This is a genomic window from Patescibacteria group bacterium (assembly GCA_040387855.1).
Classification (GTDB): domain Bacteria; phylum Patescibacteriota; class Minisyncoccia; order Phycocordibacterales; family JAKAEA01; genus JAZKCY01.
Genome location: JAZKCY010000001.1, coordinates 305,435 through 330,153 on the forward strand (window position 1 = coordinate 305,435; position 24,719 = coordinate 330,153).

The window sequence follows — 24,719 nt, forward strand, 5'->3', positions numbered from 1 at the left end:
CGACACAGCCTCCCCTCAAATCTGAGTAGGGGAAGGCTTTTTTATTTGACCAATTTATCTAGATCTGCTACTATAGCGCTCATGTTAATGATTCGACTACAACGAGTAGGACGCAAGCACGAACCGACATTCCGTGTCGTTTTGACCGACTCTCGAAATAGCACAAAGAGCGGCCGAATGCTTGAGATCCTTGGCTCACATGACCCACGTCATAAAGAGAAGACCCAGCTTGATGCTGACCGCATTAAGCACCACCTTTCAAAGGGTGCCCAGCTTTCAGACACGATGCATAATATGCTCGTTTCAAAGAAGATTATCGAAGGAAAGAAAATCAACGTACTTCCAAAGAAAACAGTAGAAAAGAAAGAAGAACCTGCAGCAGAAGCGCCAGCCGCAACTCCAGCAGCATAAACAAAATCGCCCTTCGAGAATACTCAGGGCGGTTTTTGTTTGTCCCCATGTTTAGTATTTTATTGATTGACTCTAGATCTACCCCTGCTAAAATTAAATAAAGCAGTAATATAACGTCGACCTACTGCAAGAAACGAACAGAATTATTTATGACAGAAAGCGATACACAATTTCTTGAGTACGTAGTAAAAGCTCTTGTTGAGAATCCAAATGACGTGAAAATTTCACGAACAGTGGATGAAATGGGAGTACTTATGACCTTGAGTGTAAATCCTCAGGACATGGGTAAGATTATTGGCCGACAGGGTAACACCGCAAAGGCTATCCGAACCCTCCTTCGAGTGGTAGGGATGAAGAACAATGCACGCGTCAACCTTAAGATCAACGAACCAGAGGGTGGGATCAAGAAGGATTCAGTAATGAAAACGGTTGATGAAGCAATGGAAGACTTAAAGCTCTAATAACTCATCTATACGATAAAGGGAACCTGTTGTACTATATGTACAACAGGTTTTCTTTTTATATTCTTATATTCCATGAAATTTTTTATTGATCATAATCCCAATCATCGAAGTAACGTAAGTGTTGGTTTAATCATCGGTTTTATATGCATCATTACAATTGCTGTTGTAGCACTTTTATTTGGATTCAATCAGTATGTACAATCGCTTGTTGATAAAGAGATCCCAGCTGCACAACCTCTGGGATCAACAAATGTTGCATCATCATCTATTGAAATAAAAAACTTAGGGCAAGTACAAGAACAACTTGCTCTCGTTCAAAATAGCCCATTTCATAAAGTTGAACTCAATAATCTATATCAAACTACTTATAATGGCCACACACTTATTGTTGGCGAACAAATCAATTACTATGGAAATGGGGTGGGAGAAACCTATAAACCACCAGTAATAATTGCTGATGGTATTTTATATCATGCAAATGATATTGAATCTCAGTTTTATCCTCTCGAAGAAGTAAATTGGAAAACACTACATAAATCAAGAAGTATTTCTGGATTTGTACCTTTTGAGAAAGATCTTTCTTTTATAGTAGCAATGCAAAAATCAGATGAAAGTAAATATTCACCAACTGAGGCAGAATATCTACAAACTCAAAATAATGAAGAGGCAATTTTCTCAAAGAAGTTTTTGAATATCGGTTCAATGACATTAGAATATACAAAGTCCGGAGGATTAACTGCTATGAATCTATCTGAAGCAAGTGGGAAGGATGTAAATGCTATAACTACATTTAAGAAAATTCCTAATATGACTATTTATGTAAATCAATCAAATAAAGATACGATTGATTATGATACTCAGGCCCGACAGAGTCGTCCAAAACCCGGGTTCGCTTCAGGACAAAATATCTTCTATTCTGAGTATGGATTTAAAGTGAACTACCCAAAATTCATTAATGGTACTTCTGTAAAAATGTATTCTGATTCTGACCCAAACACACGAGTTGCTGTTACTAGTACCTTTTTTATTGATGGAGAAAATAAAGGATATGGGGTTGAGACAGAAAATTATATGAGAATCTATTGTTCAGATTTTCAGGAAACTCAAATAGGTCCCAAAATAGGTGAACCGTATTTTATTGCAACTTCAACTCGCAGCAACCTAAAAAACTGGGGTATTTCAAATGACCCATATGCAGATATTGCCTCATTTACCTCAGAGTATGCTCATTGTTCAGTTAGTGCATCTGGGAAATTTAGGTTGAATATGCTTCTAATAGAGCTAGAATAAGAGCTTGATTTAAAACAACACTTAATGCATACTATGTCAATAATATGCATTTTCACGTTATTACATTATTTCCCAACTCTTTTGACTCATACCTCGGTGAGTCTATTTTAAAGCGGGCAATTGAAGATAAAAAGATTCAAGTTCATCTTTATAATCCTCGAGATTATGGCGAAAAGAAGAATGGCCTTGAAGCACGCATTGATAGAAAGCCCTATGGCGGAGGGCCTGGTATGGTTATTCAAGCTTTACCTGTTGTACTTGCTCTTGAAGATGCTCATAAAAAAATAGAGAAGAGATTTAAAACTAAAAAACTACTGGGTAAAAAGCCAAAAATTAAGATTCTTTTCTTCAGTCCATCTGGTACTCAATTTACTACTGAATATGCAAAAGTAGCTGCAAAGAAATATACAGATATAGTTATGATTTCAGGTAGATATGAGGGTATAGATGCGCGGGTTAAGAAAATTTTTAAATGTGAAGATATTTCTGTAGGACCATTTGTGCTTACAGGAGGGGAACTACCTGCAATGATTATTATGGATTGTGTCGCACGGCAAATAGAAGGAGTATTGGGAGATATAAATTCTCTTGAGGAATCACGTGCTGCTTCAGCAGATGTATACACACGTCCTGAGGTCTTTGAATATAAAAAGAAGAAATATAGTGTGCCAAAGGTTCTCCTTTCGGGTAATCATGGGGAGGTAGAGAAATGGCGAGCACAGCAATAGTTGACAGATCCTGCTTTGAGGTGTATAAAAAAAGAAGGAACCCTGGAGGTAATATGTCCCAACCCCAATCCAGCGGGATAGACCACAGCGATTATCACAATAAGCCCCTGCGACGCTTCGTCGCATGGATCATGCTTAGCCTGATGTTGCTAGGGGCTGTCAGCATGGTCTTCTCACTAGGCCGTGCATACGTTAACCCTTAAGCTTGCTTAGGGGAATTTTTATACTAAATATAGTCGTATTTGACAAATCATTAGAATTTGATACAGTATCGATCTACCATTGCAAGATTGTGTTACGGCTGAATGATGGGAAATTATAAGGGAAGTTTGCCCAGTATCTTGCTACTCAACCTATAAACAAATTCAAAGCGCATAAAACGCCTCACCAGGGCCGTTTTTTGCGTTTATGGGTGTGTGAAAAGGTTACTAGTAATAAAGAGGGAATTTATTAATTAGTATATTTTTGTATATGTCGACAAAAAATACCCCAGCAAAGAGAGAACAAAAGATCTTCGGTAAGTTCAAAGCACCCCTTACCGAGATGCCAAACCTCGTAGAAGCGCAGCTTAATTCATACAAGCTCCTTCTCGAATCGGGCCTTGAAGAAGTATTTCGTGAGTTTTCATCAATTAAGGATTATTCAGGTAAGAAGTTTGAGCTTGATTTCGCAGGCTTTAAGCTTGGAGCTCCTCAGTACGATGAGTTTTATGCTAAAGACAATAAGCTTTCATATGAAGCGCCTCTTAAAGTAATCGTACGTCTTAAGAATAAGACTATCGGTGGTACTAAAGAACAAGAAATTTTCATGGCGGACTTTCCGCTCATGACTCCTCACGGTACGTTTATCATCGCTGGTATTGAACGAGTAATTGTCCCTCAATTGGCTCGATCATTCGGCGTGTTTTTCACATCTGGTGAAATCAAAGGAAAAACATACTTCGGAGCAAAAATCATTCCATCACGAGGTGCATGGATTGAAATCGAATCAGAATCGGACGGATCCCTCTACGTTCGAATTGATCGAAAGCGAAAGTTTCCAGTAACATCACTCCTCCGAATTCTTGGAGCTACAACTGATGCAGATATTCATGCTCTTTTTGCAGGAAATCCAGAAGCAAAGGCTTCAATTGAAAATTCTCTTGCAAAGGATCATGCAAAGACAGTTGAAGAATCATATATTGAAATCCACAAGCGACTACGAGACGGAGATCTAGCTACTGCAGATAACGCACGAGAATTTATCAAGACTATTTTTGATAAAGAGCGATATGATATCTCACGAGTAGGACGATTCCGATTCAATAAGCGATTCGAAAAGAGCATGCAAGAAGAATCTCTTGAACGACGAACTATTGATCTTGATGACGTTGCAACTATTGTGAAGCATGTTATTTCCCTTAATAACACACCTGATTCACGAGAAGATGATATCGATCACCTTGGATCTCGAAGAGTTCGTTATGTTGGGGAATTATTGCAGCAGAAAATTCGAGTTGGTCTTTCACAGATGAAGCGAAATATTCAGGATCGAATGTCTACTATTGAGTCAGACGTTACTATGCCTGTGCAGTTCATCTCACCAAAGCCACTACAGGCTCGAATTAAAGAATTTTTTACAACAAACCAGTTGTCTCAGTTCATGCAGCAAGAAAACATCTTGTCTGAATTGGAACATCTTCGAACCCTCTCAGCTCTCGGACCTGGAGGTCTCGATCGACTACGAGCGGGCTTTGAAGTGCGAGACGTGCACCCATCTCACTACGGACGATTGTGTCCAATCCACACACCTGAAGGACCAAACATCGGTCTTATTCTTCGACTCTGCACCTATGCACGTTTGAATGAATTCGGCATGATTGAAACTCCGTATGCAAAGGTAAAGAATGGAAAGATCACTGGTGAAATTCAGTACTTGAATGCTCTTGAAGAAGAATCATTCAATATTGCTCATGCTGCAACTCAGTATGATAAAGATGGAAATCTAACTGAAGAAGAAACAGAAGTGCGATCAAATGGAAATCCTATTGTAGTTGCTCGAAACGATGTGCACTACATCGACGTAGCAACAAACCAGGCATTCTCTATTGCAACTTCTATGATTCCGTTTCTAAACCACGACGACGCATCACGAGCGCTCATGGGTTCAAACATGCAGAAGCAAGCTACTCCATGTATTATTCCTGAAGCACCATTGGTTGCTACTGGAATTGAAGAGAAAGCAGCTCGAGACACAGGACGACTTATTCTTGCAGATGAAGATGGAGTTATTTCAGCTGTAGATGCACGACAGATCACTCTCAAAACAAATAAAGGTAAAGAAATTACTCACAAGTTGGTGAACTACTCACGAACAAACGGATTTACTGCATTCCACCAGCGACCAGTTGTAAACCTAAATCAGAAAGTTGAGAAGGGAGAATTGCTCGCTGATACTTCATCATCTGATGGAGGACAAATGGCCCTCGGACAAAACATGCTTATTGCATTTATGTCATGGTCTGGAAACAACTACGAAGACGCTATTATTCTTTCAGAAAAACTTGTTAAAGAAAGTAAGTTTACTTCAATCCACTTAGAAGAATTTGTGGTGAACGTACGAGACACAAAGCTCGGACCTGAAGTTACAACTCACGACATTCCAAACGTTGGAGAAGGAAAACTTAAGAACCTCGACGAAGAAGGTATCATTCGAATAGGAGCAGAAGTACGGCCAGGAGATATCCTTGTTGGAAAAATTACTCCAAAGGGAGAAACTCAGCTTACTCCAGAAGAACGACTTCTACGATCACTCTTCGGTGAAAAATCACGAGATGTAAAAGATACATCAAAGCGATTGGAGAACGGAAAGCGAGGACGAGTTATCTCAGTAAAAGTATTCGGACGAGAAAAGGGAGACAAACTTGAATCTGGAATCATCAAGCGAATTCACATTGAAATTGCGCAGCTTCGAAATGTATCTGTAGGAGACAAGCTTGCGGGACGACACGGAAACAAGGGAGTTATCTCAAAGATTCTTCCTATTGAAGATATGCCATACATGACAGACGGAACTCCTGTAGATATGATTTTGACACCGCTTGGAGTGCCATCACGTATGAACCTCGGACAGATTCTTGAACTTCACTTAGGTTTAGCTGCAAAAACTCTTAATTATCAAGCTATCGTCCCTCCATTTACGGGAGCTACCGATGTTGAAATTAAGCAAGAATTGGTAAAGGCTGGTTACAAAGAAAACGGAAAAATGAAACTCTTTGATGGACGAACAGGAGAAGCATTCCAGCAAGAAATTGCAGTAGGTTACATGTATATCTTGAAACTTCACCACATGGTGGAAGATAAGATCCACATGCGATCAATTGGACCTTACTCTCTCATTACTCAGCAGCCACTTGGAGGAAAGGCTCAGCAAGGAGGTCAACGATTTGGAGAAATGGAAGTGTGGGCTCTTCTCGGACACGGCGCAGCATACAACTTGCGAGAAGTTCTCACTATTAAGTCTGACGATATCCAGGGACGATCAGCAGCATTCGATGCAATCGTTAAGGGTAACGACATTCAGGCACCAAATATTCCAGCATCATTCAATGTGCTCATGGCAAACCTAAAGGGACTTGCACTTGATGTTGATTTGAAAAAGAAAAAGGTCGAGTACGAAGATGTAACTAATGACGAAAAATAATTCATCATTAATTATCTAAACTTATGAAAACCCCCAACAACAAAATTAAAGGAGCTGAAAATCTCGATTTCGACGCAATCGTTTTACGAGTGGCTTCTCCTGAAAAAATTAAGGAATGGTCATATGGCGAAGTAACAAAGCCAGAAACTATTAACTATCGTACTCAGCGATCTGAAAAGAGTGGTCTCTTCGATGAAAAAATATTCGGTCCAGATAAGGATTATGAATGTTACTGTGGAAAGTATCGTGGAATTCGATACAAGGGAATTGTCTGTGAAAAGTGTGGAGTTGAAATCACTCGATCAATTGTTCGACGAGAGCGAATGGGCCACATTGATTTAGCTACACCCGTATCTCACATTTGGTTCTTGCGATCAATGCCATCACGAATTGGTATGATCCTCGGATTGAATACTCCTGATCTTGAGAAAGTTATCTACTTCGCAGGATACATTGTAAACAGTGTAAACGAAGAAGAACGACAGCAGATCTTGAAAGACTTGGATTCAGAATTTAAGTCAAAGATGAAGAATCTCCAAGACGAAAAGTCAAAGGAGGCTATGAAAGAGATGATGACAACTGCTAAGAAGGATATTGAAAATATTCAGGCAGGTCAGGTTCTTGATGAAGTGCAGTACCACAACTACTCAATGAAGTACGGTACACTCTTTGAAGCAGGAATTGGAGCAGAAGCTATCTACAATATTTTCAAAAATCTTGATCTTAAGAAATTGGCAGGGAAGCTTGAAGTAGATCTTGAAAAAGCGGGATCAGCAGAAGTTGATAAAATCAACAAGCGATTGTCACTTCTCCGAGCGATGATTAGCTCAGGAATCCGACCTGAATGGATGTTCCTTTCACGAATTCCAGTTATTCCACCAGGTATTCGACCAATGGTTCCTCTAGACGGAGGACGATATGCAACATCAGACGTAAACGATCTTTACCGACGAGTTATCAATCGAAACAACCGACTCAAGAAGCTTAAGGAAATCATGGCTCCTGATGTTATTCTCCGAAACGAAAAGCGAATCTTGCAAGAAGCAGTTGATTCACTTATCGACAACTCTATCCGACACGGAAATGCGTCACAGTCTGCGGTAAATCAGTCACAGCGACGAGCACTTAAGTCACTCTCAGACAATCTTAAGGGTAAGCGAGGTCTCTTCCGAGCAAACCTTCTTGGAAAGCGAGTAGACTACTCAGGACGATCAGTTATCGTGGTGGGTCCACACCTTGGATTGCACCAGTGTGGTCTTCCAAAGTTTATGGCACTCGAACTCTTCCGACCATTTGTTATTTCAGAACTTCTTAAGAAAGAACACGCATTCAACATTCGAGGTGCAGGACGACTTATCGATGAAGGTCTACCAGAAGTATGGGCAATTCTCGAAGATGTAATCAAAGACAAGTATGTGCTTTTGAACCGAGCTCCTACTCTTCACCGATTAGGTATGCAGGCGTTCAAGCCTATCCTTATTGAAGGATCTGCTATCCAAGTTCACCCTCTCGTATGTACAGCGTTCAACGCCGACTTCGACGGAGACCAAATGGCCGTTCACGTTCCGCTTTCAAAAGAAGCGCAGCTTGAAGCAAAGGAAATTATGGCATCTGTGAAGAACATCTTGAAGCCTGGATCTGGAGAACCAACAGTATCAGCAAAAATGCTTGATATCGTTCTTGGATGTTACTGGATGACAAAGATTGTTGCTGGTGAAAAGGGAGAAGATAAAATTTTCCCTGGAGCAAACAGTGCAATTACTGCTCACGACTTCGGTGAACTTTCACTCCGAGCAAAAATCAAAGTACTTCCAAAGAATACTCAGAAGTATGCAGGATTTGATGGTAAGCCATTTGAAACTTCTGTAGGAAGACTTTTGTTCAATGCTGTTCTTCCAAAAGACTATCCATTCATCAATCAAGAAATCAACCGAAAGAAGATGCAGGCAATCGTAACTGATCTTATTGATATTTACGGTATCGAAAATGTTCCTGCAATCCTCGACCGAGTTAAGGAATTCGGATTCAAGTATGCAACACACTCTGGTACAACATGGGGAATTGATGACGTTGTGATTCCAAAGGGTAAGCCAAAGGTTATCGAAGCTGCACGTGCTCGAGCAGATGTTGTGTTGTCACAATACAATGACGGTCTTCTTTCACAGGAAGAACGAGCTCGAATGATGATTGAAATTTGGCAAGATGCTAAGGGTCAAATCGAAAAGCTTATTCCTGAAAGTTTGGATCCAAATGGTTCTGTTTCAGACATGGTTATGTCAGGAGCCCGAGGTTCTCTTGCTCAGATTGTGCAGATGGCCGGAATGAAAGGATTGATTACAAATACTGCTGGAGAAACAATCGAATTCCCAATTATCTCAAACTCAAAGGAAGGTCTAACACCTATTGAATACTTCATTACTACTCACGGATCACGAAAGGGTCTTACCGACACCGCGCTTAACACTGCAAAGGCAGGTTACCTTACTCGTAAGCTCTTCGTTGTAGCCCAGGACACAATGATCTCAGAAGAGGATTGTGGAACTAAGAAAGGAATCAATGTTCGAAAGGATAGTGGAAGTGGACTTGAAGTTCCTGTATCAAAGATCATCCGAGGACGAACACTTGCACTTGATGCTGTTACTGCATCTGGCGAAGTACTCTTCAAGCGAGGACATCTACTCACAAAAGATGAGTCAATGAAAATAGAAGAAGCTGGTATTCAAGAAGTATGCGTACGATCACCAATGACCTGTGAAAGTGCATCAGGAATTTGTGCTCATTGTTACGGAAACGATCTTGGAAAGAACAAGCTTATCGAAATTGGAGAAGCTGTAGGAACTGTTGCTGGTCAGGCTATCGGAGAACCAGGTACACAGCTTACTATGCGAACCTTCCACTCTGGAGGTACTGCACAGATTGGAGGAGACATTACACAAGGTCTTCCTCGAGTTGAAGAAGTCTTTGAAAAACGATCTCCAAAGAATCCTGCTGTAGTTATTCATGCAGATGGACTTGTTGCAGAAATTAAAGATACTGGAAAAGAAAAAATCATTACTATTCTTCCTGATGAAGGAGAGAAGCCAAAGGCAAAAACTACAAAGACAAAGAAGAAGAATGATAATGAATACAGTGTGAGTTATAACCGAGTTATTCTTGTAAAAGCAGGAGATAAGGTAAAGAAGGGTCAAATTGTTACCGACGGTTCTGCAGATATCGACGAACTCTTCAAATATGGAGGCCGAGAAGTTACTCAGGATTACATCATTTCTGAAGTATCAAAGCTCTACGAACTTCAAGGAGAATCTGTTTCTCGAAAGCACATTGAAGTTATTGTACGACAAATGTTCTCACGACGAATCATCAAAACTCCAGGTGACGCTGCATTCTCAGTTGGCGATCTCGTAGAAAACCATCTCTTTGTTCATGAAAATGCACGAGTACGAGAGAAGGGAGGAGAAGAGGCTAAGGGTGAATATGTAGTTATGGGTATTACTGAAGTTTCTCTTTCACGAAAGAGTTTCCTTTCAGCAGCTTCATTCCAACATACAACTCGAGTTCTTATCAATGCCGCTATCCGAGGTACTGAAGACAACCTAAGTGGTCTTATGGAAAACGTTATCTTAGGACGATTGATTCCAGCAGGTACAGGATTTAAGGGAAGTCCAAAGGCAAAGATGATTGAAGCAATGCAAAAAGCTTCAGCTCCAGCACCACGATTTGAGGAGTAGAGTCGGTTAGTACGTGAAGTTTTATACATGTCCTCTCACGTAGAAAAAATAAAAGAAAAATTGAGCATTGTTGATGTTGTTGGATCGTATATTCAGCTTGAAAAAGCTGGTACCAACTACAAAGCAAAATGTCCATTCCACAACGAAAAGTCGCCATCATTCTTTATCTCTCCAGATAGGAATACGTACTATTGTTTTGGATGTGGTCATAAGGGTGACATTCTGTCGTTTGTTCAAGAATTCGAGGGGCTCGATTTTATGGGAGCCCTTCGGGTGCTTGCGCAGCGTGCAGGTGTCACACTTGAAAAAGAAAATCCAACGATACGTACAGAACGAGAAAAACTGTACTTAGCAATGGAGCATGCTACACTTTTCTTTCAACGTGAACTCATGCATAAAACAGATGCTAAAGAGTATCTGAAGAAACGAGGTCTTGTAGAAAAAACGGTGCGTGAATGGCGTGTTGGATATGCGCCCCTTGATTGGAAAGCAGTATCTACCTACTTGTTAACAAAAGGTTTCAAGATAGAAGAAATAGAAAAAGTAGGCTTGGCAAAAAAGTCTGACAAACGAGAAGGAGACCACTATGATCGATTTCGCGGACGTATCATGTTCCCATTATTTGATTCTTCAGGAAGAGTAATCGCTTTTTCTGGTAGACAATTTGAACACGATGGTACTGAAGCAAAATATATCAATAGTCCTGAAACAGTTTTGTTTGAAAAATCTCGAGTATTGTATGGTTTTGATAAAGCAAAACTAGAAATACGAAAACGAGACTATTCACTACTTGTAGAAGGACAGATGGATTTGCTCATGAGTCATCAAGCCGGAGTTTCTAATGCTATAGCATCTTCAGGTACAGCGCTTACTCAGGATCAGCTTGAAATCGTACGTCGACTATCAAATAAAGTAGTTATTGCGTATGACGGTGATAGTGCAGGACTCGCAGCTGCAGCTCGCGGATGGCAGATTGCTCTAAAGCTTGGAATGGATGTAAAGATTGCTGTAATGCCCAAAGGTAAAGATCCAGCAGATCTTATTTTGGAAGATCCACAGGCATTTGAAACTATTGTAAAAAATGCCCGTCATATTATCGATGTTGAATTGGATAGAATCCTTCAGACTTTTTCTGATAGTCGCGAGCGAGCTCTAGAGGTTGAAAAAAATGTTTTACCCTATGTTGCAGAACTGAAGAGCGAAATAGAAAAGGGGCACTTTATCAGTAAGATTGCACATGAAGCTAAGATTAAGGAAGATGTAATCTGGCAAGAAATACGAAAAAGAGAGAAGAATCTTTATACAGCTGCTGTGCCTGATGTAAATAAGCCTCAGAATAAGGCTATGCCCGCTCGAAAGGGTTCAATAGAACGAACTTTGTTTGGAATTCTATTCTGGCAAGAAAAACAGAGTTCATCCGTCTTAGATAGTCTAGACATTAAGACAAAATTAAGTAATATTATTGGTAAGGAACAGATGAGCGACATTGAGACAGAAATGCGCAAACATCAAGACGAGCTCATATTTGAAGCTGAAGTCTCCTATCAAGACAGCAAAAATTTAAATACATATACAGACGAGTTGGTAAAAAGTCTCCATGAAGAATACCTTCGAGAACTTTTTGGGAAAACCGTCAAAGAATTGGAAGAAGCAGAAAGAGAAAGGAATGCAGATAAAGCAGTCGAACTCTTACAAAAGTGTCAGGAAATATCGAGTCAGTTAAGCAAGCTCTTACGAGAACGAGCATAACACCACTCTAATGAAAAAAAATAACAAAGAAAAAAAGAATACGACTGTAAAAAAAGGTGCTAAGCCAAAGGCAGCACCTGTGAAGAAATCTGCACCAAAAGCTTCAAAGCCAGTTGCACATACTAAGTCTGAAAAAAACAGTAAGTCTAAAGATACAAAAGAGAAAGTAAAAGTAGCTTCTAAACCTGGATCAAAGAAAGAAGATAACGAAAAAAAGTCAGATAAGCTTGTTGCAAAAGGAAAAGAACGAGGCTTCGTTACCTATGATGAAATTCTGAAAGAATTTCCAACAATTGAAGATGATATTATCTTCCTAGAAGAATTGTATGAAAAGTTTTCTTCATCAGGAATTGATGTTCTTGAAGGAGGAGGACTTCTTGATGTATCAGCAGATGATTTGGCTCCAAAGAAAAGCTATTACGGAGCGGGAAGTGATTCATCATATGATTCTATTCAAATCTATTTGAAAGAAATTGGTCAGTATCCACTATTAAACGCGTCACAGGAAAAAGATCTTGCAAAGCGAATTGAAAAGGGAGAACAAGAAGCTAAGAATCTTTTGGCACGAGCCAACCTCCGACTTGTGGTTTCTATTGCCAAGAAGTATGTAGGCCGAAGTCCAGACCTTACCCTTTTGGATCTCATCCAGGAAGGGAACCTGGGCCTCTTTAAGGCTGTAGACAAGTTTGATTGGACCAAAGGCTATAAATTCTCAACCTATGCAACCTGGTGGATCCGACAGGCTATTACACGTGCTCTAGCCGACCAATCACGAACTATTCGTGTTCCAGTGCACATGGTGGAAACAATTGCTAAGTATAAGCAGGTTGTACGACGACTTGCTCAAGATTTGGGACGAGATCCATTGCCTGAAGAAATCGCTACAGAAATGGGAATGGATGTAGATAAGATTTACAATATCGAAAAGATTGACCAGAGTACTGTTTCACTTCAGAGTCCCGTAGGAGATGATGGGGGAGATAAAGAATCAGAACTTCAGGATTTCATTGCAGATGATAAAATTCTTTCTCCAGATCAAGATTCATCACGACGAATTATTGGTGATCAAGTTCGTGAGATTCTCAATGATCTTCCAGAAAAAGAACGAAAGATTCTTGAATTGCGACACGGACTCATTGATGGCGTGCAGCACACACTTGAAGAAGTAGGTAAAAAATTTGGTGTGACTCGAGAACGAATTCGACAGATTGAAGCGAAAGCTCATGAAAAGATTCGTCAGCACGAGAAAGTAAACCGGCTTCGAAACTATTAAATTTAAAAGAAATGATCCCGCTTATGGCGGGGTTGTTTTTTTGCAAAAAAAAAGCCTAATGACGAGTCCAATCTTTACGAAGGGAATGTTTCATTAGGTACCTCCTTTCTAGGGGGTAAGGGTGAATTTGCATATCAGCGAAGTTGCTGAGTTTGCTAAGAACAGGTGCAGGGGTTCATGAGGTGCACAACCTTAAATCGATTTGCACCTTTCATTACGCGTAGGATCTTCAGAACGAAATCGTCGCCGCTCATGTCTTTATTGATTCTGAGCTCGTAATCGTCTTTAACTTCTTTGAGAAGTACCTCCTTCGCCGATTCAACATCATGTTGATCGGTGATTGAAGGATCCGCTAGAATCTCCACTATTTGTCTAGCCATATTCGGTGCGGATTTGACGAAGCGACCAGTGTCCTTCTTTTGCTTCTCCAGTCGAGCATCGAGTTCAGCTTTTTGCCTTGAGGGCAGGCAAGCTGGCTCTTCGAGAGGGTTTGGGGTTTCTCTTAGGATGACCTTCCTTGGTCCGTAAGTACCGGTAGGAAGTAGAAGCGGATGCATAAAACCTCACGCAGGGACAATCCCCAACATATCTCAACTCCATCTATTATAGTATCATATTTAAGCACATGAGTCAAGTGTCTGTTGGGCTGTGATTTTGGTGTGTTATAATAGGTATATTATGGCTACAAATCAACGTTTCCAAGAGCTTTATACTCGACTAAATCCCGAGCAGAAAAAGGCAGTAGATACGATTGATGGCCCTGTTATGGTTATTGCTGGACCTGGTACTGGAAAAACTCAGATTCTTACTTTGCGTATTGCAAATATTTTGAAAGAAACTGATGCGGGACCTGACTCTATTTTAGCTCTTACATTTACCGAGTCGGGAGTGCATGCTATGCGAAAGCGATTGGTAGATATTATTGGCAGTGCTGCGTACAAAGTCATGATTACTACATTTCATGGTTTTGCCAATGATGTGATTAAAAATTTCCCTGAAGAGTTTCCACGAATTATTGGTGCAAATAATGCTACTGATATCGATCAGATTAGATTAATGGAAGGTGTGCTTCAGTCGCTGAGCCTTGAACGGCTAAAACCATACGGCGATCCTTTGTATTATGTGCGACCCATTTTGCAAGAGATAAAGCATCTTAAACGTGAAAACATAGATCCTGATGAACTAGAAAAGATAGTTGCCAAGCAACAAAAAGATTTTGATGTAATTCCTGATTTATACTATGAAAAAGGAGCCTATAAAGGCAAAATGAAAGGCGCATACAAAGATCTTGAAAAGCAGATTGAAAAAAACAAAGAATTAATTCTTGCATATAGAGGTTATGAGGTAGCCCTTACTAAAGAACGCCTGTTTGATTTTGAAGATATGATTATGGAGGTGGTGCGGGCAATGAAACGCAATGAAGATTTGCGTTTGCGATTGCAAGAAAAATATCAATATGTGCTTGCCGATGAACATCAGGATGCAAATCAAGCACAAAACAGTATTTTGGAGCAGCTTTCAAGCTTTCATGATAACCCCAATCTTTTTATTGTGGGAGATGAAAAGCAAGCAATCTTTCGATTTCAAGGTGCATCACTTGAAAACTTTCTGTATTTCAAGCGTATCTACCCACAAGCCTCTTTAATTAGTTTAGTTTCAAACTATAGATCTCATCAGACTATTCTCGATGGATCCCATAGTGTTATTGAAAAAAATAAAGTAGAAGATGCAAGCTTACGTGTACAACTACAGTCTCAAAGCAAGCTCGTACCTGAAAAAATTCGAATTGCTAACTTTTTAAAAGTAGAGGATGAGTATCTATTTTTACTAAAAGATATAGAAGATAAAATTAGATCTGGAATTTCTCCCTCTGAAATAGCTATTTTATTTAGAAATAATAAAGATGTTTTTCCATTAGTAAAAACATTTGAAAAAACGGCTGTGCCTTTTTCTGTGGAATCTGGACAAGATGTATTGTCTGACGATGATATTTATAAATTATTGCTCATTCTCCGTGCCATAAATGAACTTGGAAATAATGCATTACTCATGGATGTTATGTTTATTGATTTCCTCAAGCTCAGTCATATCGATGTATTTAGAATTTCCACATATGCAAAGTCACAACGAATTTCTATCTATGATTGTCTCAGAGATGAAAGTTATTTGAATGAGGCCGGAGTCCATAATGTTGAGAAATTTGTAGCTTTAAATGAAAAGCTTTCAGACTGGGCATCACTTGCTAAGAATAAAAACATTGTAGACTTTTTTGAGCATATTGTACGAGAGTCGGGATTTCTTGAGTATATACTTTCTCATAATGGATCATTGGATAAATTGCATAAGCTTGAAGCTTTTTTTGGTGAAGTTAAAAGAGTCGCTCAGAATCATAAAGAATATAAGTTGCGTGATTTTATTACGTATTTAGATTTGCTTAAATCTCACAAGATTTTAATTTCTTCCCAAAATACGAGCGAATCTCGTCAGGGGGTTCGACTTATGACAGCTCATCGATCAAAAGGATTGGAATTTGATCATGTGTATATAATTGGAGCATGTGATGGTCATTGGGGAAATAAGCGGGATGTGAAGTATTTTAAAGTTCCACTACCTGGACATAAAGAAGAATATGACGCTATTGATGATGAGCGAAGATTGTTTTATGTGGCACTCACACGTGCTCGAAAAGGATTAACTATTACATGGTGTAGTCAGAGTCTAGAAGGAAAGATAGATCAGTTACCATCCCAGTTTTTAGAAGAAATTGCTGAAGATCATAAAGAGCAGATTGATGTTGAGACTATCCCTAAGCATGAATTAGCCGTACCTAGTTTTTCATTTGCTCCACAATTGAATTTTGGCATTGATCTTAAGGATAAAGAATTCTTAAAAAAGTTATTCTTAGATCAAGGTATGGCAGTGACTGCTCTTAACAATTATTTAGACTGCCCATGGAAATGGTTTTTTCAAAATTTGGTGCGAATTCCTCAGCCACAGAGTAAACATCAATTGTATGGAACTGCAGTACATGAAACGCTCAAATTCTTTTTTGATAAATACAGAATAGAAGAAGATCTGACTAAAGACAGGTTATTAGAAGTACTAGAAGATAACCTTCGTAAAAAGCCTTTTGAATTAAGAGATTACGAAGACTCACTTAAAAAGGGAAGAGAAGCACTTAGTTTATATTTTGATTTGTATAAAAACAATTGGCCACGAGCTCTACTTACTGAATTTACTATATCTGGTATTCCTATTAGTTTTGAAGGTTCTGATGCTACACAGCACATTTTGAACCTTAGAGGACAGCTCGATAAAATAGAATTGGATAACGCGCCCTATGTAACGGTTATAGACTATAAAACAAAAAAGCCAATGACTCGTAATGAGATCGAAGGTAAGACTAAAAATTCTGATGGGGGATACAAACGCCAGTTGGTATTCTATAAGCTGCTCTTAGATAGATTTGAAGAAAATAAATATACAATGACTACGGGAATTATTGATTTTCTTGAATCTGATACAGAAGGGCGATTTAAGAAAGAAGCATTCACTATTAGCCAGGAAGAAGTAGATGAATTAGAAATACTCATCAAAAAAACTGCCAAAGAAATTTATGATTTTTCTTTTTGGCAGTCTGTTTGTTCTAAGAAAGATTGTGAATTTTGTAGATTGAGAAAACTAATGGAACAAAAAAGCTAATTATTTGTAGTTGGCTTGAATGATGAGCTGAATAATCTGATCCATAACAGTAGCTTGCATTGCACCACTTACGATTAATTTAGTTCCATCATTTGATACTGAGAATGGTGCCATACCTCCTGTGCCTTGGCGAGTGAGAATTTGTAGGTTGGTTTGTTCAATGAAATCGATAGTTGCTCTATTGAGAGGTGCTTCTGAAATGATTACTGTATGAGGAGTTCCAACGGCACCAGCGCTTACTGCCTCATCATATTGCTGCTTAACTTTTGTTGCATACTTTCCACTTGTGAGACATGTTGAGAACTTTGCTTTGTCGATTCCAATACTTTCAGCAAGAACTGGAAGCTGTGATACTTCAATACCTACGTATTTATCGGTAGCACTTGTTTGGAAATGTTTTGCAGCAAATACTTTGTTGAGGTACTCCCAGAATTTATCGTTGCCACCAATTTCTGCCGCACATTCTGTAGCTTCAGCTTCTTTTGGTGCGCGTTCATGAAAAGCAAAATGTCGATATGCCCATGCGAGTTTGCCATCTTTACCATATTTGTCTACAAGTTTTTGTAACTCAGGATGAAATCGCTGACAAAATGGACAATCTGTATCTGAGAACTCAATCATAGAAACCTTGGCATTTGGATTACCTAAGACATGATCTGCTGGAGTTACTGGATTTACGGTGATACTGAGTGACTGGGTTGCTTGTTTTGCAACTGGACTATCTTTTTTAACAAGAAAGATAGCTCCAGCAATAATAATACCTGCAATAATAATTGAAAATGGCAGTAAGACATTTGTCTTCGCCGGTTGAGGCTGGTGATCTTGGTAATGATTTTGATCCATAGTAAATGACAATTAGTATGGATATATTCTACCATGGATGACATTTCAAGAAAATAAAAAAGCTCTGTCCAGATGGGCAGGGCTTATGCGGCTTCGACGACTTCATGTTGAAGCATAACCAGATCTATGTGTTTGTCCGCAGGCTGACCTGCCAGCAACTTGTTGATCTGGTAGCGAGCAAGCATGAGGCACGCATTCGGCAGGGACTGGTAGCAGTCCCATCTCAAGACCAGCGAATAGCAAAGGGTCTTGTCGCACGTGCACAGATGGGGCCACACGGTGGCGTCCATTTCCCAGGGCGGGGTCTTGGCAACTAGCTTCTGATCGTAGATCTGCTTGCTGCTTTGCCTGAGTACGTCCATGCATTGGGGAAGGAAGTCGTCGATGAGGAACCTCCTCCAGTCGTGGGACCTGCCGAGCATTGCCGCCAGATCCATAACTACTTGATTCGTAAGCACGTCACACCTCCGTGTGCTAGGGACAGGGACGTCGTTTATGAGTCACTACCACTAGTATATAAAGACGGATGAGTTCGGTCCAGCTTACAATTAGAAAGGAAGGGTATGGGTGAGTGAACTTTCATCAATATCATCCCAATTATTTGTATCAAGTGGAATAGTAATTATTTTGCCAGCATCTTTATATTTAAGTTTGCTGTTTTTAAGTGCGTAGTCATACACCTTTTTTGTAATTTTCACGTCATCCAAACAGTACTGGCGAATTTTCTCAATTTCACCTTGCTTCCACCAGGTGATAGCCTGTAAACCGTGCCCAGATTTATTAATATTTAAAGTTCCTTCAGCAATACTATCTAATTTAAATCTGCGTCCTGTAGCATTCTTAATTTCTTTAAGTAAATCCAAACTTTTTATTTTAGTAAGATCTCCAGGATAGTATTTATTGAGCAGAGGAATATCAAAATGATCAGAATTATATCCAATCAAAATATCTGCTTTTTCTATAATCGGCCACAATTGGTTTAACTCTTCTTGAAGGTAACTTGTATACTTATTTGTTTCAGAATCCCATACACCTACGAGGGAAAGATCAAGAAGGGTTGGATCATTTTTACCGACATCTGAAAACATATTTCGGGTTTCAATATCGAAAATAATTTTACGCATACGTTATGTTCGTTTTAGGTAATCAATAATTTCTTGTTCGTTTGCGAAAGAAGCTTCTGTTTTAGTTGCCAATTCTTTTACAGTAAACTTTTTATCTTTAATCTCATTTTCGCCAATAACCATAATAAACGGTATTGCATGCTTATCTGCCCATTTGATTTGATCTCCAACTTTTCTACCAGTGATATCTACTACAGCATTTATACCTTTGCTGCGAAGTGTTTGAGCTAGGTTTGATGTATATGCAAGTGAAGATTCATCAAATGGACAAAGTGCGATTTGGGTTTTAGAACTAAACTGGGGAAGTAAATTGTGAGTCTCAAGAAAATCTCGAATAGTAACATCACCCATACCAAATCCTACTGCAGGAACCTTTTCTACATCAAATACAGCAAGTAATTCATCAAATCTTCCACCTCCAAAAAGTGATCGTACATTTGCGGGATCTGTATCATTAACTTCAAATACTATTCCTGTATAGTAATCAAAACCACGAGCAAGGGTTGGATCAAAAACAGCATTTGTGATTCCAGCTGATGAGAGCTTTTCAAGGAGCTCTTTCGTTTCTGCAAAACCGTTGATTTCTTGTGATGTTTTGTCAGCTAAACGTTTTTGAAGTTCATCAATATTCTGCGCATTGAGAGCTAGTACAAAATTATCTGTCTGATCATTCAAGATTTCTTGTATTTGATTTTTGAACTCATCTGCTGAGATCTTCTTTTTCTTATCTATGAGTTTTGTAATTCTGTATGCATCTTCTTCTTTGAGATTAAATGCATCATGTAATATAAAGTTGAGAATTTTTCTGTTGTTGATGCTTATTTTGAAATCTCTTTCTTCTGCACCAAAATGTTTCATAACTGCATGAGCTGTAGAAATAATTTCTACTTCTGCATTAATACCACTAATTCCAAAGAGATCTACATTGAGTTGGTAGTGTTCTCGCAGACGTCCACGCTGTGGTTTTTCATATCTAAAAAGATTGGGAATAGAATACCATCGAAGAGGGAATGAAAGCTCTTTTCGTTTTGCTGCAACCATACGAGTTACTGTAGGTGTCATTTCTGGACGTAGTGTTACATCTCTGTCGCCTCTATCTTTGAAAGAGTATGTTTGTTCATTAACAATTTCTTCTCCAGACTTTGCTTTATACAGCTCGGTTGGTTCTAAAATAGATGCTGCATATTCTTCATAACCAAAGCTTTCAACTGCTTTACGCATAGTAGAGAAAATATGGTTTTGGATAAACATATCTTCAGGATAAAAGTCCCGAACACCTTTATATGGCTCCGTTCCAAGAGATTTCTTTGTGTTTTCGTCGTTCATGAGGTAGATTCTACCATATGGAACTAGTCTACAAAAGAAGAGGTCAAACGCCACTCCAAGCACTCGATGAACTACGGGGTCAAAAACTAGACTACAAAGATACAGCTTTAAGTTATGCGGGGCGACTTGATCCTATGGCCGAGGGACTTATGCTTGTGCTCGTAGGGGAAGAAAATAAAGAACGTGAAAAGTATTTGAATCTTGATAAAGATTATGTAGTAGATATTTTGTTTGGGATTGAAACTGATACGTATGATGGATTGGGGAAGATATCTGAGATTAAAAATACTGAAATAGAAATACTAAATCTGGATAAATATATAGGTAAGTTTGTTCAAGAATATCCACCATATTCATCAAAGCCTGTAAACGGAAAGCCCATGTTTGAATGGGCGAGAGAAGGTAAATTAGATGAAATAGAAATTCCTACGAAAAAAGTTGAAATATTTTCATGTGAAATTCTATCTAAGAATGTTATTTCAGGTAAAGAACTTATAGAAAATGCAGAATTAGATAGCACTTTAATTACTGGTGATTTTAGACAAGAAGAAATTCTTAGTTCTTGGAAGAATGCATTAAAAGAACATGAGAGTAGTGTTTTTAGTGTGCTAAAAATAAAAGTTTCATGTTCAAGTGGTACGTATATGAGGAGTTTTGCTCATAACCTTGGCAAAGAATTATCGTGCGGTGCAATTGCATATCGTATTAAACGTACGAAAGTGGGGGAATGGGTAATCTAAGCTCATCCTTGCATTTTTATGGCCTCTTGATATATTAGAGCCAATCGTAAGGTTCTCGTTCGATCCTAAGTAATTAGTAGAAGAGAGGTCGCATACGATGTAAGTTAACGTATAAAGGATATGTCAAAAAAATTGTACATTGGAGGAGTGTCATACAATACGACACAGCAAGGCCTTCAGGAAGCTTTTGAGAAATTCGGAAAAGTTGTCTCTGCCCAGATCATTATGGACAAGATGACAGGACGATCTCGAGGTTTCGGTTTCATTGAAATTGAGGACGCAGATGCAGAAGCAGCAATCAACGGTATGAATGGTGCTACTCTCGACGGCCGAAAGCTCATTGTAAACGAAGCAAAGCCTATGGTTCCACGGGACCAGTATAAGCGAGCTCCAATGGGAGACCGACAGAGTTACTAAATTCTAAGGTTTTCTACAAAACAAAAATCCCGAACCGAAAGGTGAGGGATTTTTGTTTGCTTAAATCAGACCTAATTTATTCTTTATAACTCGGTTATCATCTTCAAGATTAGTGATTCTTCGTTCTTGGCTTGAGGTGTTTTTCTCGACGGTTACTAATCTTGATTCTATTCGATCAAATCTTGCATCGACTTTATCAAATCGATCAGACATTTGGCCTGAAAGTGAATTTATAAGAGTTTCTAATCTTTGAAATCCTTGTTCCATATAGATCTATTTTATTCTTGTTAATGCTCCAAGTAAAGCACATCAAGATAAAATAAAACTGAAGTAGGGAATTATAATTTTCCTTCTCGCTGCGCTTTATCTCGCATTGATTTGTTTAAGAATTTCTTTCGAAGTCGAACTGACTTTGGAGTAATTTCGATGTATTCATCATCTGACATAATTTCCATGGCTCGTTCGATAGAGAGGATGTAGGCAGGAGCAAGATAGATACCTTCGTCTGATCCTGAAGCTCGCATGTTGGTGAGCTGCTTTCCTTTGGTTGGGTTTACATAAAGATCATCACCTTTTGTAACACTTCCGACAACCTGACCTTCATATACTTCATAACTTGGTTCTACATAGAGAGTTCCTCGCTGCTGAAGGTTGTCGAGAGAGAAGGCGAGACACTTTCCTTTCATCATTGAGATCATAGATCCGAATGTCTGTCGTTCCACTGTTCCAGCATATGCTCGGAATTCTAGGAATCGTGAAGAAATAATTCCTTCTCCCTTAGTATCTACAACGAACTGTCCTCGGTATCCGAGCAAACCTCGAGTTGGGATTTCAAATACCAATCGTACCTGACCTCGCTCTTCGGTCATGTTCATCATGATTCCTCGTCGTCGCTGGAGCTTTTCAATAACAGCACTTGATGATTCTTGAGGAACGTCGATAGTTACTTCTTCAAAAGGTTCTGATTTTACTCCATCAATTTCTTTGATGATAACTTGTGGTTGTGATACTTGGAGTTCATAACCTTCTCGTCGCATATTTTCAAGCAAGATCGCAATGTGCAATTCTCCTCGTCCGTATACTTTGTAATTTTCACCTGTAAAGTCTACTTTGAGTCCAACGTTGATTTCGAGTTCTCGTTCTAGTCGTTCTCGAATTTGTCGTCCTGTAACAAACTTTCCTTCTTGTCCGGCAAATGGAGAATCGTTAACCAAGAATGTAAGAGAGATAGTAGGTTCATCAATCTGAATAGCAGGAAGCGCTTCTTGATCCTGTGATTCACACACAGTGTCTCCAATATAGATATCAGGAATTCCGGCCATCATCACAATATCTCCAGCTTCGGCAATATCAGTTTCTGTTCGAGTTACACCTTTGAATGTAAATAGTTTAGTTAGCTTTCCAGAGTGAATAGTTCCATCTGGTGTTTTTGCAAAAATGTTTTGTCCCATTTTCATCTTACCTTCGTATACTCGGCCAACAGCAAGTCGTCCTAGGAAGTTGTCGTATCCAAGGTTGAACACCTGCATTCGAAGTGGAGCTTCTGTATCTGCTTGTGCTGCAGGAACTTTTTCTAAAATAAGATCAAGGAGGGGAGTAAGATCTTTTGATTCATCTTCCATCTTTAGCTTTGCAACTCCTTGTCGTCCGATAGCATAGATAGTTGTGAAATCGAGCTGATCGTCATTTGCTCCAAGTTCGAAGAATAATTCAAGAACTTGATCATGTGCACGCTTTACATCTGCAGCAGGTTTATCAATTTTATTTAAAACAACGATAGGCTTAAGACCAAGCTCGAGAGATTTCTTAAGTACGAATCGTGTCTGGGGCATAGGACCTTCCTGAGCATCCACTACAAGAAGCACGGTGTCGATAGATCGCAGCACACGTTCCACTTCAGAACCGAAGTCGGCGTGGCCCGGTGTGTCCACAATGTTGATCTTTGTATTCTTATAGAATACTGACGTGTTCTTAGCGTAAATAGTAATACCTCGTTCCTGTTCAAGGGCGTTTGAGTCCATTGATATACCTTCTTCCACCATACCTGTCTGGCGCATCAAAGCATCAGTAAGAGTTGTCTTACCGTGGTCCACGTGCGCAATAATTGCAATATTTCGAATTTCCATGTGTCTTCTAACCTTAAAATGCCTATAAATAAAAAGAGAGCTCGAGCTCTAATTAGGCTATTATCATAATAAAAAAAGCCTCATGTGTCAAACATTTGGCTGATCGGGTTTCTTTGGTTCAGGTGCATTTCTTTCGAAGATGCCCAGTGAGCACAGAAAGAAGGCCGCAATAGCGATAAGGCCGCACACAGCGCTCAGAAGCTTCAACAAACTACGAGCTAGTTTTTGAACCCCCTTAGTTACTATTTGAGTCATATTACCTCACGTTTGTACATAGGTTCGGGATAAGTATACCTGAAACCATGGTACGATTGAAATGGAACCATGCTCACCCAAATTACAAGAAAGGAGGCCGCATGCGTCTACCACCATTGAAGCCGATAATTCGTCTGTTTACGTCTCGGCTTGGCGAAGTTGCTCGACGCTTGTTGCGTCCGCTCGTTACACTCGAAGAAGCAAAATCAATTCTTGGTGATCCATATGTCATCGATGCTGCTACAGCGGCATCGGTGTGGAATATGGAGGTGCCTCATGACCTACCGATTCCATTTACCAAGAAGCGACTTATGCGTTGTGCAAAAGCAAATGCCAAAGGTGATAAATGGCGGCTCGTGTGTTGTTTGGGAATTTCAGTTCTCGACATGCACACCAAGCGGCCTGAAGATTTTTATCACTCGAGCATTTGGCAGCAACACGAACGACCGCAATGGATGTCGGAGCACGATGCTCCGTGCTACATGCTCATCAACATGAAGCTTCGGCTTAGGGATGCGGGGAGGGAGCAAATGATGCGGTATTTGATGAACCGCAAAAGAGTGTACGCCTGGGCTCACTTTCCTACAGTCGTTGAAACCATCGTTACGCTGACTCACAGCCAGCGAGAAACATGCCTTACTGATGGCATGCATGTAGACCTTACCGAAGGAGATACTATTCCAACGGTCCAGGTCTTCGACGACGGGGTCAACATCTCGACGACTAACAAAGATGTCGTCGCGATGGGAATCAACACAATGGGCATAGTCTTGTGCATTATCCCTGAGTCGCTCTCGTAGCTGCTTGGGTTTTTTTATTGCTAAAAATGATCACACTATTTTTAAGCGTGATCATTTTTTAG

The 24,719-nt window shown here is 39.6% G+C and carries 19 protein-coding genes; 12 read left to right on the forward strand and 7 right to left on the reverse strand.

Annotated elements, in window-relative coordinates; genetic code table 11:
* Positions 1 to 87 precede the first annotated feature (87 nt).
* The 8 genes from rpsP to V4519_01780 all read left to right on the forward strand — a co-directional run bounded on the left by rpsP (position 88) and on the right by V4519_01780 (position 13,324).
* A complete protein-coding gene (rpsP, locus tag V4519_01745; GenBank protein ID MES2436707.1) occupies positions 88 to 411 on the forward strand; it encodes a 30S ribosomal protein S16 in 324 nt (107 codons plus the stop codon).
* Between the two features lie 149 nt (positions 412 to 560).
* Positions 561 to 872: a KH domain-containing protein gene (locus tag V4519_01750; GenBank protein MES2436708.1), complete on the forward strand. Its 312-nt coding sequence runs from the start codon at positions 561 to 563 to the stop codon at positions 870 to 872.
* Positions 873 to 947: 75 nt separating this feature from the next.
* Complete coding sequence (locus V4519_01755) at positions 948 to 2,165, forward strand: hypothetical protein (protein MES2436709.1); 1,218 nt, start codon at positions 948 to 950, stop codon at positions 2,163 to 2,165.
* Between the two features lie 44 nt (positions 2,166 to 2,209).
* The gene (locus V4519_01760; protein ID MES2436710.1) at positions 2,210 to 2,893 is read left to right on the forward strand and encodes a tRNA (guanosine(37)-N1)-methyltransferase TrmD; all 684 of its coding nucleotides are present in this window, start codon (positions 2,210 to 2,212) and stop codon (positions 2,891 to 2,893) included.
* Positions 2,894 to 3,364: 471 nt separating this feature from the next.
* Positions 3,365 to 6,574, forward strand: coding sequence for a DNA-directed RNA polymerase subunit beta (locus tag V4519_01765; GenBank protein MES2436711.1), 3,210 nt, complete (start codon positions 3,365 to 3,367; stop codon positions 6,572 to 6,574).
* A 23-nt stretch (positions 6,575 to 6,597) separates the two neighbouring features.
* Positions 6,598 to 10,302, forward strand: coding sequence for a DNA-directed RNA polymerase subunit beta' (gene rpoC, locus V4519_01770; protein ID MES2436712.1), 3,705 nt, complete (start codon positions 6,598 to 6,600; stop codon positions 10,300 to 10,302).
* 27 nt (positions 10,303 to 10,329) lie between these two features.
* Positions 10,330 to 12,051: a DNA primase gene (dnaG, locus tag V4519_01775; GenBank protein ID MES2436713.1), complete on the forward strand. Its 1,722-nt coding sequence runs from the start codon at positions 10,330 to 10,332 to the stop codon at positions 12,049 to 12,051.
* 10 nt (positions 12,052 to 12,061) lie between these two features.
* A complete protein-coding gene (locus V4519_01780) occupies positions 12,062 to 13,324 on the forward strand; it encodes a sigma-70 family RNA polymerase sigma factor (GenBank protein MES2436714.1) in 1,263 nt (420 codons plus the stop codon).
* A 155-nt stretch (positions 13,325 to 13,479) separates the two neighbouring features.
* Here the strand turns inward: V4519_01780 and V4519_01785 are convergent, their stop codons facing one another.
* Positions 13,480 to 13,881 (reverse strand): hypothetical protein, encoded by a 402-nt coding sequence (locus V4519_01785; GenBank protein MES2436715.1) that lies wholly within the window; start codon positions 13,879 to 13,881, stop codon positions 13,480 to 13,482.
* A gap of 121 nt (positions 13,882 to 14,002) precedes the next feature.
* On the opposite strand from V4519_01785, the gene V4519_01790 reads away from it, so the two are divergent.
* Positions 14,003 to 17,026 carry an ATP-dependent DNA helicase gene (locus V4519_01790; protein MES2436716.1) on the forward strand — a complete coding sequence of 1,008 codons (3,024 nt, stop codon included), beginning with the start codon at positions 14,003 to 14,005 and terminating at the stop codon, positions 17,024 to 17,026.
* Here V4519_01790 and V4519_01795 read toward each other — a convergent pair whose 3' ends face one another.
* The 4 genes from V4519_01795 to hisS form a co-directional block, all read right to left on the reverse strand.
* Positions 17,027 to 17,869, reverse strand: coding sequence for a thioredoxin domain-containing protein (locus V4519_01795; protein MES2436717.1), 843 nt, complete (start codon positions 17,867 to 17,869; stop codon positions 17,027 to 17,029).
* 83 nt (positions 17,870 to 17,952) lie between these two features.
* Positions 17,953 to 18,306: a hypothetical protein gene (locus V4519_01800; GenBank protein ID MES2436718.1), complete on the reverse strand. Its 354-nt coding sequence runs from the start codon at positions 18,304 to 18,306 to the stop codon at positions 17,953 to 17,955.
* Positions 18,307 to 18,417: 111 nt separating this feature from the next.
* Complete coding sequence (locus V4519_01805; protein ID MES2436719.1) at positions 18,418 to 18,993, reverse strand: ribonuclease H-like domain-containing protein; 576 nt, start codon at positions 18,991 to 18,993, stop codon at positions 18,418 to 18,420.
* A 3-nt stretch (positions 18,994 to 18,996) separates the two neighbouring features.
* Positions 18,997 to 20,319, reverse strand: a complete 1,323-nt coding sequence (gene hisS / locus V4519_01810) for a histidine--tRNA ligase (protein MES2436720.1) — start codon at positions 20,317 to 20,319, stop codon at positions 18,997 to 18,999.
* A gap of 17 nt (positions 20,320 to 20,336) precedes the next feature.
* Between hisS and V4519_01815 the strand changes: the two genes are divergently transcribed.
* Together V4519_01815 and V4519_01820 are read left to right on the forward strand one after the other, a co-directional pair.
* On the forward strand, positions 20,337 to 21,059 hold the full coding sequence (locus tag V4519_01815) for a hypothetical protein (GenBank protein MES2436721.1): 723 nt from the start codon (positions 20,337 to 20,339) through the stop codon (positions 21,057 to 21,059).
* Positions 21,060 to 21,179: 120 nt separating this feature from the next.
* A complete protein-coding gene (locus tag V4519_01820) occupies positions 21,180 to 21,476 on the forward strand; it encodes an RNA-binding protein (protein MES2436722.1) in 297 nt (98 codons plus the stop codon).
* A 60-nt stretch (positions 21,477 to 21,536) separates the two neighbouring features.
* On the opposite strand, the gene V4519_01825 is transcribed toward V4519_01820, so the two are convergent.
* Entirely contained in the window at positions 21,537 to 21,743 is a 207-nt protein-coding gene (locus V4519_01825) for a hypothetical protein (GenBank protein MES2436723.1), read from the reverse strand.
* 71 nt (positions 21,744 to 21,814) lie between these two features.
* Positions 21,815 to 23,602 carry a translational GTPase TypA gene (gene typA / locus V4519_01830; protein MES2436724.1) on the reverse strand — a complete coding sequence of 596 codons (1,788 nt, stop codon included), beginning with the start codon at positions 23,600 to 23,602 and terminating at the stop codon, positions 21,815 to 21,817.
* A gap of 302 nt (positions 23,603 to 23,904) precedes the next feature.
* Between typA and V4519_01835 the strand changes: the two genes are divergently transcribed.
* Entirely contained in the window at positions 23,905 to 24,657 is a 753-nt protein-coding gene (locus V4519_01835; protein MES2436725.1) for a hypothetical protein, read from the forward strand.
* Positions 24,658 to 24,719 lie beyond the last annotated feature (62 nt).

Coding starts and splice junctions, on each gene's coding strand:
- rpsP (MES2436707.1), top strand. CDS start 88: ATGATTCGACTACAACGAGTAGGACGCAAGCACGAACCGACATTCCGT.
- V4519_01750 (MES2436708.1), top strand. CDS start 561: ATGACAGAAAGCGATACACAATTTCTTGAGTACGTAGTAAAAGCTCTT.
- V4519_01755 (MES2436709.1), top strand. CDS start 948: ATGAAATTTTTTATTGATCATAATCCCAATCATCGAAGTAACGTAAGT.
- V4519_01760 (MES2436710.1), top strand. CDS start 2,210: ATGCATTTTCACGTTATTACATTATTTCCCAACTCTTTTGACTCATAC.
- V4519_01765 (MES2436711.1), top strand. CDS start 3,365: ATGTCGACAAAAAATACCCCAGCAAAGAGAGAACAAAAGATCTTCGGT.
- rpoC (MES2436712.1), top strand. CDS start 6,598: ATGAAAACCCCCAACAACAAAATTAAAGGAGCTGAAAATCTCGATTTC.
- dnaG (MES2436713.1), top strand. CDS start 10,330: ATGTCCTCTCACGTAGAAAAAATAAAAGAAAAATTGAGCATTGTTGAT.
- V4519_01780 (MES2436714.1), top strand. CDS start 12,062: ATGAAAAAAAATAACAAAGAAAAAAAGAATACGACTGTAAAAAAAGGT.
- V4519_01785 (MES2436715.1), bottom strand. CDS start 13,881: ATGCATCCGCTTCTACTTCCTACCGGTACTTACGGACCAAGGAAGGTC.
- V4519_01790 (MES2436716.1), top strand. CDS start 14,003: ATGGCTACAAATCAACGTTTCCAAGAGCTTTATACTCGACTAAATCCC.
- V4519_01795 (MES2436717.1), bottom strand. CDS start 17,869: ATGGATCAAAATCATTACCAAGATCACCAGCCTCAACCGGCGAAGACA.
- V4519_01800 (MES2436718.1), bottom strand. CDS start 18,306: ATGGATCTGGCGGCAATGCTCGGCAGGTCCCACGACTGGAGGAGGTTC.
- V4519_01805 (MES2436719.1), bottom strand. CDS start 18,993: ATGCGTAAAATTATTTTCGATATTGAAACCCGAAATATGTTTTCAGAT.
- hisS (MES2436720.1), bottom strand. CDS start 20,319: ATGAACGACGAAAACACAAAGAAATCTCTTGGAACGGAGCCATATAAA.
- V4519_01815 (MES2436721.1), top strand. CDS start 20,337: ATGGAACTAGTCTACAAAAGAAGAGGTCAAACGCCACTCCAAGCACTC.
- V4519_01820 (MES2436722.1), top strand. CDS start 21,180: ATGTCAAAAAAATTGTACATTGGAGGAGTGTCATACAATACGACACAG.
- V4519_01825 (MES2436723.1), bottom strand. CDS start 21,743: ATGGAACAAGGATTTCAAAGATTAGAAACTCTTATAAATTCACTTTCA.
- typA (MES2436724.1), bottom strand. CDS start 23,602: ATGGAAATTCGAAATATTGCAATTATTGCGCACGTGGACCACGGTAAG.
- V4519_01835 (MES2436725.1), top strand. CDS start 23,905: ATGGTACGATTGAAATGGAACCATGCTCACCCAAATTACAAGAAAGGA.